Below are 15,643 nucleotides of genomic sequence, written 5' to 3'. Positions count from 1 at the left end.
AAAATGGGAGCTATCACTTACTACGTGAGAGGAAAGGAGAAACGAGTGTGGAACTTTTAGAAACAATTCTAAGTAATCAAAATATGAATGAAGCCTACTTGCGTGGCTATAAAAATAAAGGTGCAAGTGGAGTCGATGGAGTAACAGTCAAGTGTAGACTTGATTAAAGGTTAAAATTTCACGTATCGAATTAAAAATATTTAATAACTATTAAATAAGACATAAGACTTATTTGTACCTTTGTATCTAAAACAAACGTATTGAGCCTAACCTACTTAGCTATCAGGCATCATTATTACATTCTGCAAAGTGTAGTTTTAGTGGGGGATGACAATTTGTAATCCTGTATTTAACAGTTTGTTAGCTTTTGAGGAAGACGAAATTCTCATACAATTCACTTATCAAGTTAATCATTTAGCTTTAGCTTCAAAAAAATAATAAAAGACAATCAAGGTAGATTTTAAAAAAGCCACTACGATAAAAATAGCCACAAGCTTTGGAAGAAATAAAAAATAAGAATTTCCCATTTTACAATGCAAGAACGCATTTTTACAATTATCCTAGAAGCTAATATTTTTTATTCTTCTAAAGGTGGTACATATGTGTGAGGGGAAAGAGTAAAATCAGATATTAGTCTGTTAATATTTTTCTATAAAGTGCTATACTAAAAATTGCATATGAGAAACCCTTTCTCTCTGATATCGAGGACTCTTTTGTCCCTTAAATATTAATTTCCTTGTCAAATCCGTTTTTGAAAGGTTTCTCTTCTCTAATAACTAACAATATATATCGAACGAGAACGTACTTTTCTTACTACACGCATGACAAATCTTGAAACTTATTTTCAGAAATAGTAAAGATGAAAATTGCATATAATTACCATACAGAATTATTCAATAGAGGAAGAGGATAACCATGAAAGAAAAATTAGGACATATGCGGGATAAGCTAAACGATATTAGCAAACGAAACCGTTCAATCCGCTTACTGAAATTATATAATAAATGGAGCTTTGACTTAGCTGAACTGGATAAACGATTAGAGGAAGGATTAGCGGAGCAGATTGTTAAAAAGATTTTATCTAGCTCTAAACAAGATATTTCCGTCTTATATCCAAAGATGAGTCAAGAAGAGTCCTTGAGTATATCTAAGAAACTTACAGATCTGTATCGCAATATGAAAGGAATTGAAGACGAGTCAGGAGTTTATGACTTTTATCTGGGATATCCTTTTGTTGCAGGGACCATGCTAGATGGTACATTTTTTCAAGCACCATTGTTCCTTTATCCAGTAAGGTTAGAAAAAGAGAATACTGATCATCAAAAATGGGTGTTAAAGAGGGGGGAGGGTGAATCGCAAATTAATCGAACCCTCTTTTTAGCATTTAAGAAGGTAAACGGTATCTCTTTCTCGGATGAATGGCTTGAAGAAGCGAGTGAATTAGCTCTTAAGCAGGATTTTCAACAATGGGTGGATTGGCTTAAAAAGTTCGATCAAGCAGTTGCTTTTGAACCAACAGGTATCACCAAACTAAAAGAGTACAAGAAGGATGAGATTCCCGAACTAGCTAACATGTCCATCTTAGAGTATGCCGTATTAGGAAATTTCCCACAAGGTGGTTCTTCTTTAGTCAAAGATTACGAAGAGCTAATAAAATGGAGTGAGGAAGGGGATTTAGCATTAGTTGAAGAATTAATCGAACCGAAAGATTGGATGAGTGACAACTCTACTCTAGGAACACCTATCGAGGCGGAACAGCAGGAACGCGATACAGTGATTCACGAGGAGGATAAGCTGTACTTATTACAAACTGATGGTTCTCAGGAAGAAATATTAAAAGAGTCCCGGTTTCAAAAAGGATTGGTTGTGCATGGGCCTCCTGGTACAGGTAAATCTCAGGTTATCGTCAATTTAATTACGGACGCACTTCACCAAGGGAAAAAGATTTTAGTGGTCTGTCAAAAACGCGCTGCATTAGATGTTATTTATCAACGTTTAGATAGCTTGAATCTCTCACAACATGTGGCACTGATTCATGATGAAAAGAATGACCGTAAAGAGCTCTATGCAAAAATCCAACAAATTCTTAGCCAACCTGAACCATTTTTTGCACAGGCCGCGCAAGAATTAGAAAATACATCTAAACGAATTGCTGCACACGAATCTTTACTTAATCGAATTGCAAAAGCATTATTTGAATATCAGGATTTTGGATATCGATTATATGACTTATATGGTAAAGCAAAACCAATGGAAGAAGCAGACACGTATGTTGATTTATCGGATATCCTGTCTCAACTAAACAAAGAGGTTCTAGAAGATACTCTAATTGCTCTTTATACATATGGGGAATGGTATGAACGTTTTGGAGCAGAGCATTATCCTTTAAAGATGAGAAAATCGTTTACTAAGCTTGAGATGAAGGACAAACTTTCGGTAACGGAAACATTAAATGTCGTGTTAGAGAGAGCGAGGCAATCTGTCCTATTTATCCAAACACTCAATCATGATAAAATCACACCTGCTTATACGTGGTTAGTGAATAACAAGATTGAAAAAATATATGAAGATCTAGATCCAGTTAAGAAACGAACACTTCAAGGACTACGTCTATGGTGGTGGACATCCTTTACAGGTAAACAAGTTATTGAAGAGCTTTTACATGGAAATAAATTTAAAGGCTTGAATTCTTCTGAATGGCTACAGGTTCGAGAAGGATTAAAAACTATATATGAATTAGCAAATGAAACACTGAAGATGTCACAAGAAATAGAGAAGCTTAAAAGGTATATGAAGGACGACGTCATTGAGAAAATGAAAGAACGTATTTCTCAAGGGGACATTCCGATAGAGGAACTGGATAAAATGTTGGAATATCTTCACCGGGACTTTGATGATTTACGGCAAATGGACTCTTTTTTCGAAAGTAGTTCAGAATTGACTAAAACCTTGATCAAAAAACTAACGAAAAAAGCATTTAGAGTAGATGAACAGGTAGTTTCTCTTCCAGAGCTATGGGTAAATATGGTGAGAAATTCTGCCTATGTGCATTGGATTGACCAAATCGAAAAACAATATCCAGATGTGCAAAAGGTATCATCCAATGAATTTAATCGCATTCGAGACTTATTTGCTCAAGCCATTGATGAAAAGAGGGAGATTGCGAAGAAATTCTTACGTCATCAATTAGGAGAGACATCGATTCGATTAAAGACTCAAGAAACAAAAGCAATGAAAGACCTTAACCATCAAGTAACGAAAAAGAGGCAGATTTGGCCTTTACGACGTTTAGTGGATGCTTATGTTCAAAATGGTTTATTGGAATTATTACCGGTTTGGCTTGCATCTCCAGAAACTGTCTCGTCCATTTTCCCACTCAAAGAAGGATTATTTGATGTGGTTATTTTTGATGAGGCTTCACAATGTACAGTGGAAAGCGGAATTCCAGTTGTTTATCGAGGTAAACAGGTAATTGTCGCAGGGGATGAGAAGCAGCTGCCTCCTTTTAATATGTTCCAAGTCTCAGTTATTAACGATGAAGATGAGGACGCAGCATATGATATCGATGAATCGCAAAGTTTGCTTAACTTGGCAAAGCGTAGGTTTCCTGAAAAGATTCTGCAATGGCACTATCGTTCGAAATCTGAAGAATTAATTAACTTCTCTAACCATGCTTTTTATCATGGGCAGGTACAAATCGCGCCAAATGTGGAGCCGTTCAAAGCACCTCCTGCTTTGCTTTGGAAAAAGGTACAGGGCCGCTGGATTAATCAATGTAATGAAATAGAGGCTATCCAGGTAGTTGAAACGTTAAAACAACTATTGATCGGAAGGGTTGGAAAAAGCATTGGTGTCATTACTTTTAATGCCAAGCAACAAGATAAAATCCTAGATATCATTGATAAGAAACTACAGGAGGATCCTGAATTTAATGCTCTTTATACACAAATTATGGGCAAAGAGTTAGATGAGCGCATTTTTGTAAAGAACATTGAAAATGTCCAAGGGGATGAAAGAGATATTATCGTTTTCTCCATTGGGTATGCTCAAAATGAGGAAGGGAAAATCTTTAACCGTTTCGGTATGTTAAATCAACAAGGCGGGGAAAATCGATTAAATGTTGCAGTTACTCGTGCAAAAGAAGAGATTATTGTGGTGTCTAGCGTCGAGCCAGAGGAATTAAATGTTTCTAATACAGCACACATTGGACCTCGCCTATTAAAATCTTACTTAAAGTATGTAAAATCCGTTTCCAATTTGCAGCATGACCAAGTAAAGAGTGTAATCCAAGAAATTGGGGAAAGCGTAAATACACAAGTTCAGCAACAAGAACTTCATTTTGATTCTCCATTTGAGGAACAAGTGTACAACCAGCTCAAAAATCTTGGTTATGAGGTTACTACACAGGTGGGAATGTCAGGCTATCGCATTGATTTGGCTGTGGTTCATCCGGGAGACCCTCAACGATACGTACTCGGAATTGAATGTGATGGAGCTATGTATCACAGCTCTCCAAATGCAAAAGAAAGAGATGTCTACCGGCAACGTTTTCTAGAATCAAGAGGCTGGAATATCGAAAGAATCTGGAGCCGGAACTGGTGGAAAAACCCATCTGCTGAGATCGAACGGATTGATCATATGATTAAGCAATTAATGAAAAAAGAGGAAGTTCGCGAAAAAGTGACTTCTTAGTCGGAATCATATGTAGATTGAAGATCGGAGTGAGTTTCATTTCGGTCTTTATCTATATCTAAGGATGAGACTGTTGCTGTTTTGAAAAAGCACAAAGCGAGGCAGCGTACACAAATCATGACCTTGTAGTTTGTATATCACAGGAAGTACATGCGAAAGTGATATCAGAACGGTTGGGTTATTCTAACCCTGATTCAGTGATGTAATTTTGAAGATAGCTGTAGTTAACATAATAATTTTATGGTATCTAAGAATGGGGAATATTGTTGAATATAAAGTTTTAGCGATGATTTCTACTCCTTTATCTCCTTTATTTTAGGGAAAGTAATATCTGATTTATTGGAATGGGAAGAAGCTCTTCATAAATAGCTTTTCTAAAGAGGGGAACAACATGAATATTAATTTTTAAATTACAATCTTCCTAATTGGATTTATAGATTCTATTATTTCAGGGATGTTAGGAATAGTGAAGCGATCATCCACTTCCCCATGTTGTTATAGGGATAAATGCATGTTTTCAGCAATTTATGATACCAGATTCGCTACATTTTCAGGATGATATCGTGTAGTATCTACATGTTGCCGTCAGGCTCCTGTAATGGAGGAAATATGTCGATATATATAAAGATATGGAGAATAACCAAATGACGATTTTCATTATATGCGCAGCCGTTATATTCGGTATCGTATCTTTCTTAGCTTATTACCCATCCTTTGGAGCAAAAATGTCCAAAGAGGACATACAACTCTTCCGCCAGCTTCCGAACTTCAACAGGAAGAGTTTCATAAACCAAACTCCTACCTCAATGGGTATGGGAATGGCAGATATTTTGTCGCTTTTGCGGGATTATGTAAAGGGCAACCCAAATCGGAAGCCGATTGCGCCTATTCCCATGCAGCACGTGAATTTTGGAAGTATACAGCGCCACAAGCAAACATGGGTGACGTGGTTTGGACATTCAGCACTAATGCTGGAAATGGAGGGAAAGACGTTGCTGCTCGATCCAATGCTTGGACCGACCCCTTCGCCTATTCCGTTCATGAGTAACCAACGTTATAGCAAAGATGTGCCCATTGATCTAAATCAACTCCCAATAATTGATGCAGTTATTTTTTCTCATGATCATTATGATCATCTTGATTACCGCTCCATTCAAAAGTTGAAGGATAAGGTGAAACGGTTCTTTGTGCCGCTCGGTCTTGGCAGCCATTTGGTACGTTGGGGTGTCGCACCGGAAAATATCACCGAACATAATTGGTGGGAGGAATCCGAACTAGACGGACTTCAGCTTATCTGTACTCCGGCAAGGCATTTTTCAGGGCGTAGCCTCTTTGATCGCAATGCAACCTTATGGTGTTCATGGGTCATTATTGGTCAGCAGGATCGAGTGTATTTTAGTGGCGATAGCGGGTATGCTACGCATTTTAAGGAAATTGGCGAACGATACGGTCCGTTTGATTTGACACTTATGGAATGCGGTCAATATGACGAACGTTGGGCTAACATCCATATGATGCCAGAAGAAACAGTACAGGCTCATTTGGATGTGAAAGGGAAGGTATTGCTTCCAATACATTGGGGTGCCTTCACTCTAGCGTTGCATGATTGGAATGATCCTATTGAGCGGGTGATAAAAGCAACAAAAGAGAAGAATGTGGAGATTGTGGTACCGAAGATTGGAGAGCCAGTACAAATCCCTTCAGCACAATACCCTAATGCTTTGTGGTGGAAGTGACTGTGGCCTTTCTTAACTATCTAGACCTTAAAGGGCTGGTTTTGCTTTGGTAGCGCAAGAACAGCAGGGATTCACCTTCACGGAAAAATCTTAGCGTATAATATCCGCCTTTTTTCATCAGTACCCCCTGCCCATCAAACTAATTTGAATAAATATCCTCCATATGCGAGAAATACGTTATCCTTTTAGTAGAATGATTGCCGCCAACAAAATGCGGATTTCGCACGCTAAGGAAATTTCGATACTAAAAAGCCCAATTTCTCTGTATTAAAATAGGGAAATTGGGCTCTTTTTCATTACTCCATAAAAATGCCCGATTGTTGAAGGTCGTTATTTTCAACAATTCTGCCCTTTAGCATAACAATGAATATTTAAGTTCCATAGATAATATAAAAGTCAGGAAAGGGAAATACTTTGTTTTTTTATTTATAAAACAAAGGCCTCCACCAAAAACACAGCGACACAAGCAAACAGCGATACACGAAACAAACTTGCACCCTTATAAGCTAGTACTACAGCAATGACGAATCCAACAAGGGCGGAGGTGGTTGTAGCAGTAGCATTTAGAATCGCTGGAAATATCATGACAGCCAATGTAACAAATGGCACATAGTATAAAAAGGACTGGATATAGACATTTTTAATTTGTTTTCGTATTAATGTTAGTGGCAGCACACGAATGAGATAAGTTACTGCAGTCATAACTAGCACATAGAAATAGACACTATTCATTGGCTACATCTCCCTTTATCGGAAACAAATAGGCAGCCGTTCCTGCTATAACAAAGGTTAATACGATAATCTTTACACCCGATGAAATGCTTTTTAAACCTGGTATCACACTAAAGAAAAAGCTTGCTATCATCGAAAGTAAAATTAGTACAGTTAAGACGTTATTTCCTTTCGCTGGAGGGATAATAACAGCTAGCAACATACCGTAAAGTGCGATGCTTAATGCACTTACCACGTTCGCTGGTAAGACGTCTCCGGAATAGGCACCAAGAAACGTACCAAGTGTCCAACCAGGAATCGCAACACTCATAACGCCATATGTATAGAACGGACTTAATTTCCCATTTACCGATATCGACAGACCGAATACCTCATCGGTAATTCCGAAAGCCATGATCATTCGATGAACAAGTGATGTTTGTGTATCTATTTTTTGCGATAATGCTGCCGACATAAGAAAGTAGCGTGAATTGATAATCGATTGTGTGACCACAATTTCCACAAGATGTGCCGAGGCTGCTATTAATGTTAGGCCGGCAAATTGTCCAGCAGATGTTAGATTTATTAATGACATAAGTGCGGCTGCTATCGAGGTAATCCCTGCTTTCGCTGCTAAAATGCCAAAACTAAACGCTACGGCAAGGTAACCAAATGCAATTGGCAGCCCGTCCTTTGCTCCTTTTCTCCATAACGCTCCTTTTGTGTTCATGTCCAATCCCCCTGATGTTAAATTTCTTTGATTCTATCAGACGAATTTACATTAGTAAAATTAATATTTATAATAGTTGTATTAATAAAATTAATCCAAAAGGAGATAATTATGAATCGGTATGAAGTCTTTCTAAAAGTAATGGAAAAAGGAAGTTTTACAAAGGCTGCAGATGAGCTCGATTATACACAATCAGCGGTTAGCCAAATGATCCATGCAATTGAGGAAGAGCTATCAACGACGTTAATTTTCCGCTCCCGAAAAGGAATTAGTCTGACTCCAGACGGGGAGCAAATTTTGCCATATATTCGAAACATCTGCTATGCCCATAGGGAACTAATCGAGAAAAGCAAGGAAATGCGAGGGTTAGAGAACAGTAATATTCGAATCGGGACATTCTCTAGTGTGTCTAGTAATTGGTTGCCAATTTTTATGAAAGAATTTAAGAAAAGCTACTCTTCAGTCCACTTCCACCTACAGCAAGGGGAATACACAAGCATTGTTCAATACATTAAAGAAGGTAGTGTTGATTTTGGTTTTGTGAACCCAGATGCCGTCACAGACTTGGAAACCATTCCACTAACAACCGATGAGATGCTTGCTGTGTTGCCCTTTGACCATCCACTTGCAAGCAGAGAATCTATTTCAGTTGATGACTTAGTGAATGAACCGTTTATTTTATTAGATGAGGGAGGACTAAGCGAACCGTTAGAAATATTTAAGCAAAAAGGATTATACCCCAACATTCAATATCATGTACATGATGATTATACGATTATGTCTATGGTGGAAAATGGATTAGGTATCTCGATCTTACCAGAGATGGTACTAAAGAAGGTGAGCTATCGGCTTGTCGCAAAACGAATTGAGCCATCTATTAGGAGGACAATCGGAATAGCCTTTAAAAACAAAAAGACATTACCAATATCAAGCAGGTACTTTATTGATTTTCTAATCAAACAGTTTCATTACAAAGGGTAGTAGAGGAGAAATGCGCTACCCTCTTAGTTGAATAACTAATAAGGGTGGTGTTTTATTTTTCATTCATTTGTACACGTACTCTATTAAGTTATGAATATATTGATAGTGTTTTTCACTGTACAGAATGCGTCTTCATGTCTTGAGTTGAGCAAATCACATAAATAAAAAGAAACATAAACAAATGACCTTGATGGCATAAAAGCGCCAACCAGAGAATAGAAACGTAAAAAATGGGCGATTTCATCATTTATTCGTGATATGTACCCAAATACAACAGGGGGAAATATAATGAATTAACCTAGATGAAATTCCATAATTAACCTTTCGGAATGAAGGAGGGAAGTATATATGAGTGATGGTGGAGTTGCTGGTGGAACTGATTGTGGACATGGACATAGTAAAGGTCTTACGCTAATGCTTGTTCTCTTTATCCTACTTATTATTATCGGTGTCGGTGTGGCTTGGTTTGGCGGCCACGACGATAACAGCTTCTAGGAGCCCTGACGGCAAAACGCGGATATTATTATACATTGAGGGGATTTTTGCAATGGAAGTTCTTACTACAGTAAGAAAATGAGAAAGCAGCCCTGATTTGGGCTGCTAGTTCACGTAATCTCCGATATAGGAGGTAGACAAATCAGGTCAGTATTTTCTTAACCAAGGACTCAGGGCTTCTCATTTGTATGATACCGACTAGATTCGAATCAGCAACCTCCAGGGACGACTAGGATTTATAATAGTTGTAGTTAATTCAGTTAGTTGATATGGTGGCTCTTTTTATCAGTTTTTATATGATTTTATTGATAAAGTTGATATATTTGATGCAATTTTGCCATCCAAAGGTATTTTACTAACAAGTTCGCTACTAACATTATTTTTGTAAGTGTCTAATAGTACGTGAGTCAAATCTAGCTCTGATTCAGTGATGTTATTTTGAAGATAGCTATAGTTAACATAATAATTTTATGGTATCTAAAAATGAAGGACATTGTTGAATATAAAGTTTTAGCGACGACTTCTACTCCTTTAGCTCCTTTATCTTAATGTAAATTTTTTTAAGGGCTTGGAGAGTAGCCGCCTAATTTTTGTAGATATTTCCCTCCAATAGGTCCTTCAAGGTTGTGTGATCCAATAGGTCTGCCACTACGTCTCGAATTAGTCCCCAGAGCGGTTTTAAGACACATGCTTTCTCCTCCAACGGGCAATATTCGTAAGCAGTGACGCTTACACAGCTCATTGGTGCGAGCGGTCCTTCGAGATCACGTATCACTTTCCCAATGACAATTAAATTTGTTGGTACTTTCAATATATAGCCTCCATTAATTCCCCGTTTGCTTTTTACATACCCGTGACTTTTCAATTGCAGTAATATTTGTTCAAGGTATTGTGAAGGAACTAATGTTTCCGCAGCGATTTCTTTAACCTGAATGAGCTTGTTTTCATTTTTCCCTAACATTATAAGAGTCCTTAAAGCATATTCTCCTTTACTGGATATTTTCAAATCGTGCTCCCTCCTTAAGAAAAGGCTTTTTTACCATGCTATTTCTCTGAAAAAAATATATACATGGAGCACGTCCATTTAAATAAAAGTTAAGCACGTCCAAGCAAATTTTTCATATTCTAATCTAGAAAGTCGACTAAGTTTATCATGTTTCTCTACAATTGTTTATTTTACTGAGAATAAATAGAATTCACTAAGAAAGGAAAGGAAAGGAACAATTGGCTTTTCTAGATGAGATTAAAGAAACGTTTAATAATTTATCATCTTTTAAACATGAAAGTTTAGCTCTTACTGTTAAGAATTTAAATTTAAATATTAATCAAATTGCCCATTTTCTAAAGCAGCCCGAGAACCTTGAATACGGAAGGAATGTTATATTCAAAAATAAAAATACAGAAGTGATTGTTATTTATTTACCAGCATTGGCTAAAACATTAGTCCATGACCACGGTACTTCTATCGGGTGTATTGTCATAGTAGAAGGGGAGTTGTTAAACGTAGTGTATAAGAAAAAGGAAAATAAATCTTATCCTATATATGAAGAAATACAAAAATATTCAAGAGGTGATGTCTTTCATGTGAATGGCGATACCATCCATATGATGCTTAATCCGACATTTTCACCCGTTGTTACATTTCATGTATATTCTTCACCATTAAATGGAGGACAACTTTACATTCCGAGTACAAACATTGAGGAAGATTGGAAGGGGAAAACATGACAAGTATCAAAGAACAATTTATTCAAAGCTTACAGGACGGAAGAAATGTCTGGTTGGATGGAAAAATTGTTGATGTGTCAAAAAATCAAAATTTTACAGGTACTTTATCGACCATTTCCAGCTTATTTGACATGTTTGAAGATCCGGATATAAGGGACTCCATTGGATATATTAGTCCCAAAACACATGAATATGTCCATACGGCATTTTTGATTCCTCACTCTTATGAGGATTTAATGAAAAGAAGGAGAGCCTTTGAAGTATGGAGCCAAGCAACAGACGGTGTTATGAGCCGTTTATCTGATTATGCGAGATCCAGGTTGACGGGATGGTATGCTTCGAGAGAAGAGTATAAACGATTTGATCAACACTTCCCCGGAAAAATAAGAACCTACTATGAAGAAGCAAGAGATCGCCATCTTTTTTTAAGCGTTGTGCAGCGGGATCCCCAAATTAATCGTTCTATTCAACCTGTCCCAGAAGTAAAAAATTTAGGCTTATTAAGAATTACAAAAAAGACAGAAGATGGTGTATTTGTAAACGGGGCCAAGATGGTTGGAACCGCAGCTCCATATAGCAATGACTTGATTATTTATCCGCTTGGAATGTTAAAAGAAGAGCAGAAGCCCCTAGCCCACATGCTTATTGTCGCAGCAAACTCTCCAGGCTTGCACCTAGTTTGCCGTGAATCCTTTGCCTCAGAGCCTTCAAAAAAAGCAGATTCCCCACTCAGTTCCCAGTATGATGAGATGGATGCGTTATTAATTTTCGATAATGTTTTTGTTCCGTGGGAACGTGTTTTACTTCATGATAACCCAGAAGCAATATGGCAAATCAAATCCGATTCCGTATCGAATAGCTTAGCGTATCACCAGGCTATTGTCCGGTTGGGAACAAAATTGGAATTTGTGGCGGCTCTTGCATATGAAATTGCGGACGCTATAGGAGCCAATACTTATCTGCATGTCCAGGAAAAGATCGGAGAATTGATCATGCAGGTTAAAACAATCAATGGTTTACTAATAGCTTCCGAGTTTCAAGGAAAAGTCGACCAATATGGAACCTTTACCCCGGACTTTACTTATATTGAAACAGCAAGAAACCTGGGGGCCAAATATTATCCACGTGCGCTAGAAATATTACAGCTTATAGGAGCTGGAGGATTTATTCAATTACCTTCAAGTGTTCATGATTTCCAGGGTCCGTTGTCCCCGCTTTTGAAGGAATATTTTAAGGGCGCTGCTATAGAAGCCGAAAAAAGGACAAAACTATTTAAACTAGCCTGGGACTTGATTGGAAGTCCATTAGGGTCCAGACATGAATTATATGAGCGTTTCTATGCAGGAGACCCAATTCGTAATACGGCAAATCAGTATAATAACTTTGATAAAACTAGACTTAAGCAGATGGTGGAAAAGTATATTAATTAACCTATAACTGACTTGTACCCAAATACAACAGGGGGAAATATAATGAAGTACCCTAGATAAAGTTCCATAATTAACCTTTCGAAATGAAAGAAGAAAGTATATGAGTGATGGTGGAGTTACTTGTGGAACTGATTGTGGACATGGATATAGTAAAGGTTTTACGCTATCGCTTGTTCTCCTTTATTCTACTTATTATTATCGGTATCGGTGTGGCTTGGTTTAGTGGCCACGACGATAACAGCTTCTAGGAGCCCTGACGGCAAAACGCGGATATTATACATTGAGGGGATTTTTGGAATGGAAGCTCTTACTACAGTAAGAAAATGAGAAAACAGCCCAAATCAGGGCTGCTAGTGTACTCTTATTTATTAATATTTATATACTCCCTTACAGCATTCAACAAAAATTCCTCTAATCCCACACCTTGCTCCTTAGCAAGCATCTTTACCTGATCCTTAAATTGTTTATCTACATAGAAAGAAAGAGTTTCAATTTTACTATCCAATAATACTCCATTATGGCGCACAGCTATTTCCCCATCCACAACATGCCGATGCATATACCTAATCTCTTCCTGATATTGCAGCGGATTGATTTCTAACAAAAATGGTTTTACTTCTATTTTAATATTATCCCCATTTACCTCCATTCGAATATTCGCTGCCCCTTGATATTGATAAAGCCACTCGATCATAGTATACGTCGGGGATTGAAGAAAAGCCGGTTTTTTAAAGAGAAACGAAACATACCCACGCTTCGTATTATAAGAACCACGTTCAATTACAACCTTAGGTTTATATCCACGAGTTTTCAGTTCATGCAGTGGAAATACTTCTTCTTGCTCTGTTAATACCTTTCCTTCTCCCTCTACAGAGATAATACGTGCTAACTTGTTGTCAAAATTTACAAATGGCTGAAACAAGTACACTTCTGTGTCATCCACATTTGCGATGAATGTTTTTCGCTCATATATATAGGAAGAAATCGGATTATTATCTATGAAACGCTCTAATTCCTCTTCTTGAATGAAATACGTATCTCTTCCTCTATATTTCTGTAATTCTGCCTGCAGTGTTCCTTTTTGGATATGCTTAATAATAGTAGAAGGGGCTACATCTAAAATCTTGGCTGCTTCTTTAGTAGTCAATCCAGGTTTTTGCTGCTGCTCAAGGAGTTGCTCTACATCCTTCTTATAAAAAATTTTCGTACCATCTTGCTGCCAAGAATCTGGATACAAAGATGCAAGCATTCCATTTTTTTCATACCGGAGAATCGTACTTTCCTTTACCCCTAACAATTGTGCTGCCTGTTTGGTTGTCACGGTTTCCTCTTGAATAAATAATAAATTCTCACTCATTTTTTAGATCCTCCTAGCATTCTATCTATTCAGTTATATATTTTCTCAAACTATGTAATATTCAATATCTGACTTTACAAATAAAAGATGTATAAAAGAAAAGAAGCATGTATAGTTCTAATTCTAGTATATCACGCACTAACTTTCACTTACACTTATTTATTACAAGTAAACTATTAGATAATGTATCATTCATTTCTTTTTATTTATTAATGAAAAGTTATTTTTAATTTAAAGATAAAGGTTAAATAAGTAATAAATTGCATATTGATAACAAGATAATTACTTGTAACAAATAAAAGAAATACAAGATATTTATAAAATACTTAATAAGTAGGTTATATCAGTAAGAATAGACCATTCTTATAGGAAGACTTATGTAATTAAATATTTATAGTAATAATAAGGGTTTTATAGGTATGTTATAATTAACATATCTATGAAAAGTCATACAAGATAAACAAATAGAAAGAAGGGCTTATGTGGATAAATTAGATATAACAAATATTAATGATCTAACCAATCAGAACCTTATACATAACCATCTCATACAAAACAACATCCATGATGCAATAAACATTTTAATAGATAACAAATACATCCATACAATGAATATAAAGATAGAATTAGCGGAAAAAGAGGGAAGAAGGAAATATGAGTATCTAAGTGATATGGAAGTGATCTATTACTATGTACACTTTGAACGAGATATGGATGAGAAGAAGAATCGAAAAAGAGACACAAAGCAAATATATCTAAAAGAGCTACTAACATTTTGTCAGACGCTCATCAAGGATGCAGATGTATTTGATATAAGGGGAGAGGAGGTTGAGAAGAAGGGATCACTTCTTCAAGTATTAGCCCCTTGGAATATCCGGCGTTATAATGATTGGTTAAAGACAGCAAAGTTAGGAAGAGGAGGAAAGCCATACACAGTGGCAACATTAGCTAAAAAAGTAACAATCATTCGCTCCTTTTTAAAACATTTATATACCATGTCTTATATTGAGGCACCCTTACATGAGGAGTTACAAAAAGCAAATGTGCGGAGTGAAGATCGGCCCAATCGAGATCTCTCATATGGAGAAGTGATGCAAATTCTAGAGTATTATCGACAAGAGCGAGATATCTTCAGCTATACAATTTTACTTGCTTTAGCCAGTACAGGGGCACGTATTCAAGAATTATGTCAGGCTAGAGTAAAAGACTTGTTTTATGCAGAGGGGAAATACTGGTTACGTGTAACTGGGAAACGTGATAAACAGAGGGATTTGTTTATTTCAGATTATCTTTTTCAATGCATATGTGAATTTCGAAAAAGAAGAGGATATGAAACGGATATTAAAACAGGAGATATAATGCCATTGCTCCTGAATCGAAATGGAAAAATATATAATTTTCGAATACTCTCCAATCAAGTAACGGAGATGGTAGCAAAAACAGGATTAGAATTCTTAAAATATCGAGAGAATCCTGTAACAGCCCATACATTTCGGCATGCATTCGCAATTATGTCCGTAGAAGAAGGGAATGCAGATTTGTATCATTTAATGCACACCTTGGGACATGAAAGTATAAAAACAAGTCAAATTTATTTAGAGAAGTATATGAAACGTAAGAATAATGTGGGTGTGGGATTTGCTGATAAGCTTAAATAATGAAGTTGTTTTCCTATACTGAAATGTTTCCACACTCGGCGCATGTGGAATCCTGTTCACTACTTATTAGAGTAAGTTAATTAAAGATGTAACAGTAGCATAAAGGTCCCATTCTGAGGGGCCTT

At 36.8% G+C, this 15,643-nt stretch carries 12 protein-coding genes; 8 read left to right on the top strand and 4 right to left on the bottom strand.

Going from position 1 to position 15,643, the window contains the following annotated elements; translation table 11 throughout:
* The first annotated feature begins 915 nt into the window (after positions 1-915).
* Positions 916-4,692: an AAA domain-containing protein gene (locus AAHB12_RS09415; protein WP_342045115.1), complete on the top strand. Its 3,777-nt coding sequence runs from the start codon at positions 916-918 to the stop codon at positions 4,690-4,692.
* A 644-nt stretch (positions 4,693-5,336) separates the two neighbouring features.
* Positions 5,337-6,428 (top strand): MBL fold metallo-hydrolase, encoded by a 1,092-nt coding sequence (locus AAHB12_RS09410; protein ID WP_342045114.1) that lies wholly within the window; start codon positions 5,337-5,339, stop codon positions 6,426-6,428.
* Between the two features lie 426 nt (positions 6,429-6,854).
* Here AAHB12_RS09410 and AAHB12_RS09405 read toward each other — a convergent pair whose 3' ends face one another.
* Positions 6,855-7,160, bottom strand: a complete 306-nt coding sequence (locus tag AAHB12_RS09405) for an AzlD domain-containing protein (protein WP_342045113.1) — start codon at positions 7,158-7,160, stop codon at positions 6,855-6,857.
* Positions 7,153-7,869, bottom strand: coding sequence for an AzlC family ABC transporter permease (locus AAHB12_RS09400; protein WP_342045112.1), 717 nt, complete (start codon positions 7,867-7,869; stop codon positions 7,153-7,155). Before AAHB12_RS09400 ends, AAHB12_RS09405 begins: the two co-directional genes overlap by 8 nt.
* Positions 7,870-7,980: 111 nt before the next feature.
* On the opposite strand from AAHB12_RS09400, the gene AAHB12_RS09395 reads away from it, so the two are divergent.
* Both AAHB12_RS09395 and AAHB12_RS09390 read left to right on the top strand, forming a co-directional pair.
* Positions 7,981-8,850 carry a LysR family transcriptional regulator gene (locus tag AAHB12_RS09395; protein WP_342045111.1) on the top strand — a complete coding sequence of 290 codons (870 nt, stop codon included), beginning with the start codon at positions 7,981-7,983 and terminating at the stop codon, positions 8,848-8,850.
* Positions 8,851-9,198: 348 nt separating this feature from the next.
* Positions 9,199-9,345 carry a YjcZ family sporulation protein gene (locus AAHB12_RS09390; protein WP_129728313.1) on the top strand — a complete coding sequence of 49 codons (147 nt, stop codon included), beginning with the start codon at positions 9,199-9,201 and terminating at the stop codon, positions 9,343-9,345.
* 583 nt (positions 9,346-9,928) lie between these two features.
* On the opposite strand, the gene AAHB12_RS09385 is transcribed toward AAHB12_RS09390, so the two are convergent.
* A complete protein-coding gene (locus AAHB12_RS09385) occupies positions 9,929-10,351 on the bottom strand; it encodes an RrF2 family transcriptional regulator (protein WP_129728314.1) in 423 nt (140 codons plus the stop codon).
* 218 nt (positions 10,352-10,569) lie between these two features.
* Between AAHB12_RS09385 and AAHB12_RS09380 the strand changes: the two genes are divergently transcribed.
* From AAHB12_RS09380 to AAHB12_RS09370, 3 genes are all read left to right on the top strand, one after another.
* Positions 10,570-11,073: a cysteine dioxygenase gene (locus AAHB12_RS09380; RefSeq protein ID WP_342045110.1), complete on the top strand. Its 504-nt coding sequence runs from the start codon at positions 10,570-10,572 to the stop codon at positions 11,071-11,073.
* Positions 11,070-12,503 carry a 4-hydroxyphenylacetate 3-hydroxylase family protein gene (locus AAHB12_RS09375; RefSeq protein ID WP_129728316.1) on the top strand — a complete coding sequence of 478 codons (1,434 nt, stop codon included), beginning with the start codon at positions 11,070-11,072 and terminating at the stop codon, positions 12,501-12,503. The genes AAHB12_RS09380 and AAHB12_RS09375 overlap by 4 nt, the downstream gene beginning before the upstream one ends.
* A 104-nt stretch (positions 12,504-12,607) precedes the next feature.
* Positions 12,608-12,751, top strand: coding sequence for a hypothetical protein (locus AAHB12_RS09370; protein ID WP_342045109.1), 144 nt, complete (start codon positions 12,608-12,610; stop codon positions 12,749-12,751).
* A 113-nt stretch (positions 12,752-12,864) separates the two neighbouring features.
* Here AAHB12_RS09370 and AAHB12_RS09365 read toward each other — a convergent pair whose 3' ends face one another.
* Positions 12,865-13,860, bottom strand: a complete 996-nt coding sequence (locus tag AAHB12_RS09365) for a helix-turn-helix domain-containing protein (RefSeq protein WP_129728317.1) — start codon at positions 13,858-13,860, stop codon at positions 12,865-12,867.
* Between the two features lie 497 nt (positions 13,861-14,357).
* Between AAHB12_RS09365 and AAHB12_RS09360 the strand changes: the two genes are divergently transcribed.
* Entirely contained in the window at positions 14,358-15,518 is a 1,161-nt protein-coding gene (locus AAHB12_RS09360) for a tyrosine-type recombinase/integrase (RefSeq protein WP_342045143.1), read from the top strand.
* The last annotated feature ends 125 nt before the right edge of the window (positions 15,519-15,643 follow it).

The organism is Bacillus sp. OTU530, assembly GCF_038440375.1.
The sequence above is the reverse complement of the archived record's forward strand: the minus strand, read 5'-3'. Positions and strand labels throughout refer to the sequence as shown.

What these genes read in the sequence shown, in the direction of transcription:
- AAHB12_RS09415 (WP_342045115.1), top strand. Translation starts at nt 916, where the DNA reads ATGAAAGAAAAATTAGGACATATGCGGGATAAGCTAAACGATATTAGC.
- AAHB12_RS09410 (WP_342045114.1), top strand. Translation starts at nt 5,337, where the DNA reads ATGACGATTTTCATTATATGCGCAGCCGTTATATTCGGTATCGTATCT.
- AAHB12_RS09405 (WP_342045113.1), bottom strand. Translation starts at nt 7,160, where the DNA reads ATGAATAGTGTCTATTTCTATGTGCTAGTTATGACTGCAGTAACTTAT.
- AAHB12_RS09400 (WP_342045112.1), bottom strand. Translation starts at nt 7,869, where the DNA reads ATGAACACAAAAGGAGCGTTATGGAGAAAAGGAGCAAAGGACGGGCTG.
- AAHB12_RS09395 (WP_342045111.1), top strand. Translation starts at nt 7,981, where the DNA reads ATGAATCGGTATGAAGTCTTTCTAAAAGTAATGGAAAAAGGAAGTTTT.
- AAHB12_RS09390 (WP_129728313.1), top strand. Translation starts at nt 9,199, where the DNA reads ATGAGTGATGGTGGAGTTGCTGGTGGAACTGATTGTGGACATGGACAT.
- AAHB12_RS09375 (WP_129728316.1), top strand. Translation starts at nt 11,070, where the DNA reads ATGACAAGTATCAAAGAACAATTTATTCAAAGCTTACAGGACGGAAGA.
- AAHB12_RS09365 (WP_129728317.1), bottom strand. Translation starts at nt 13,860, where the DNA reads ATGAGTGAGAATTTATTATTTATTCAAGAGGAAACCGTGACAACCAAA.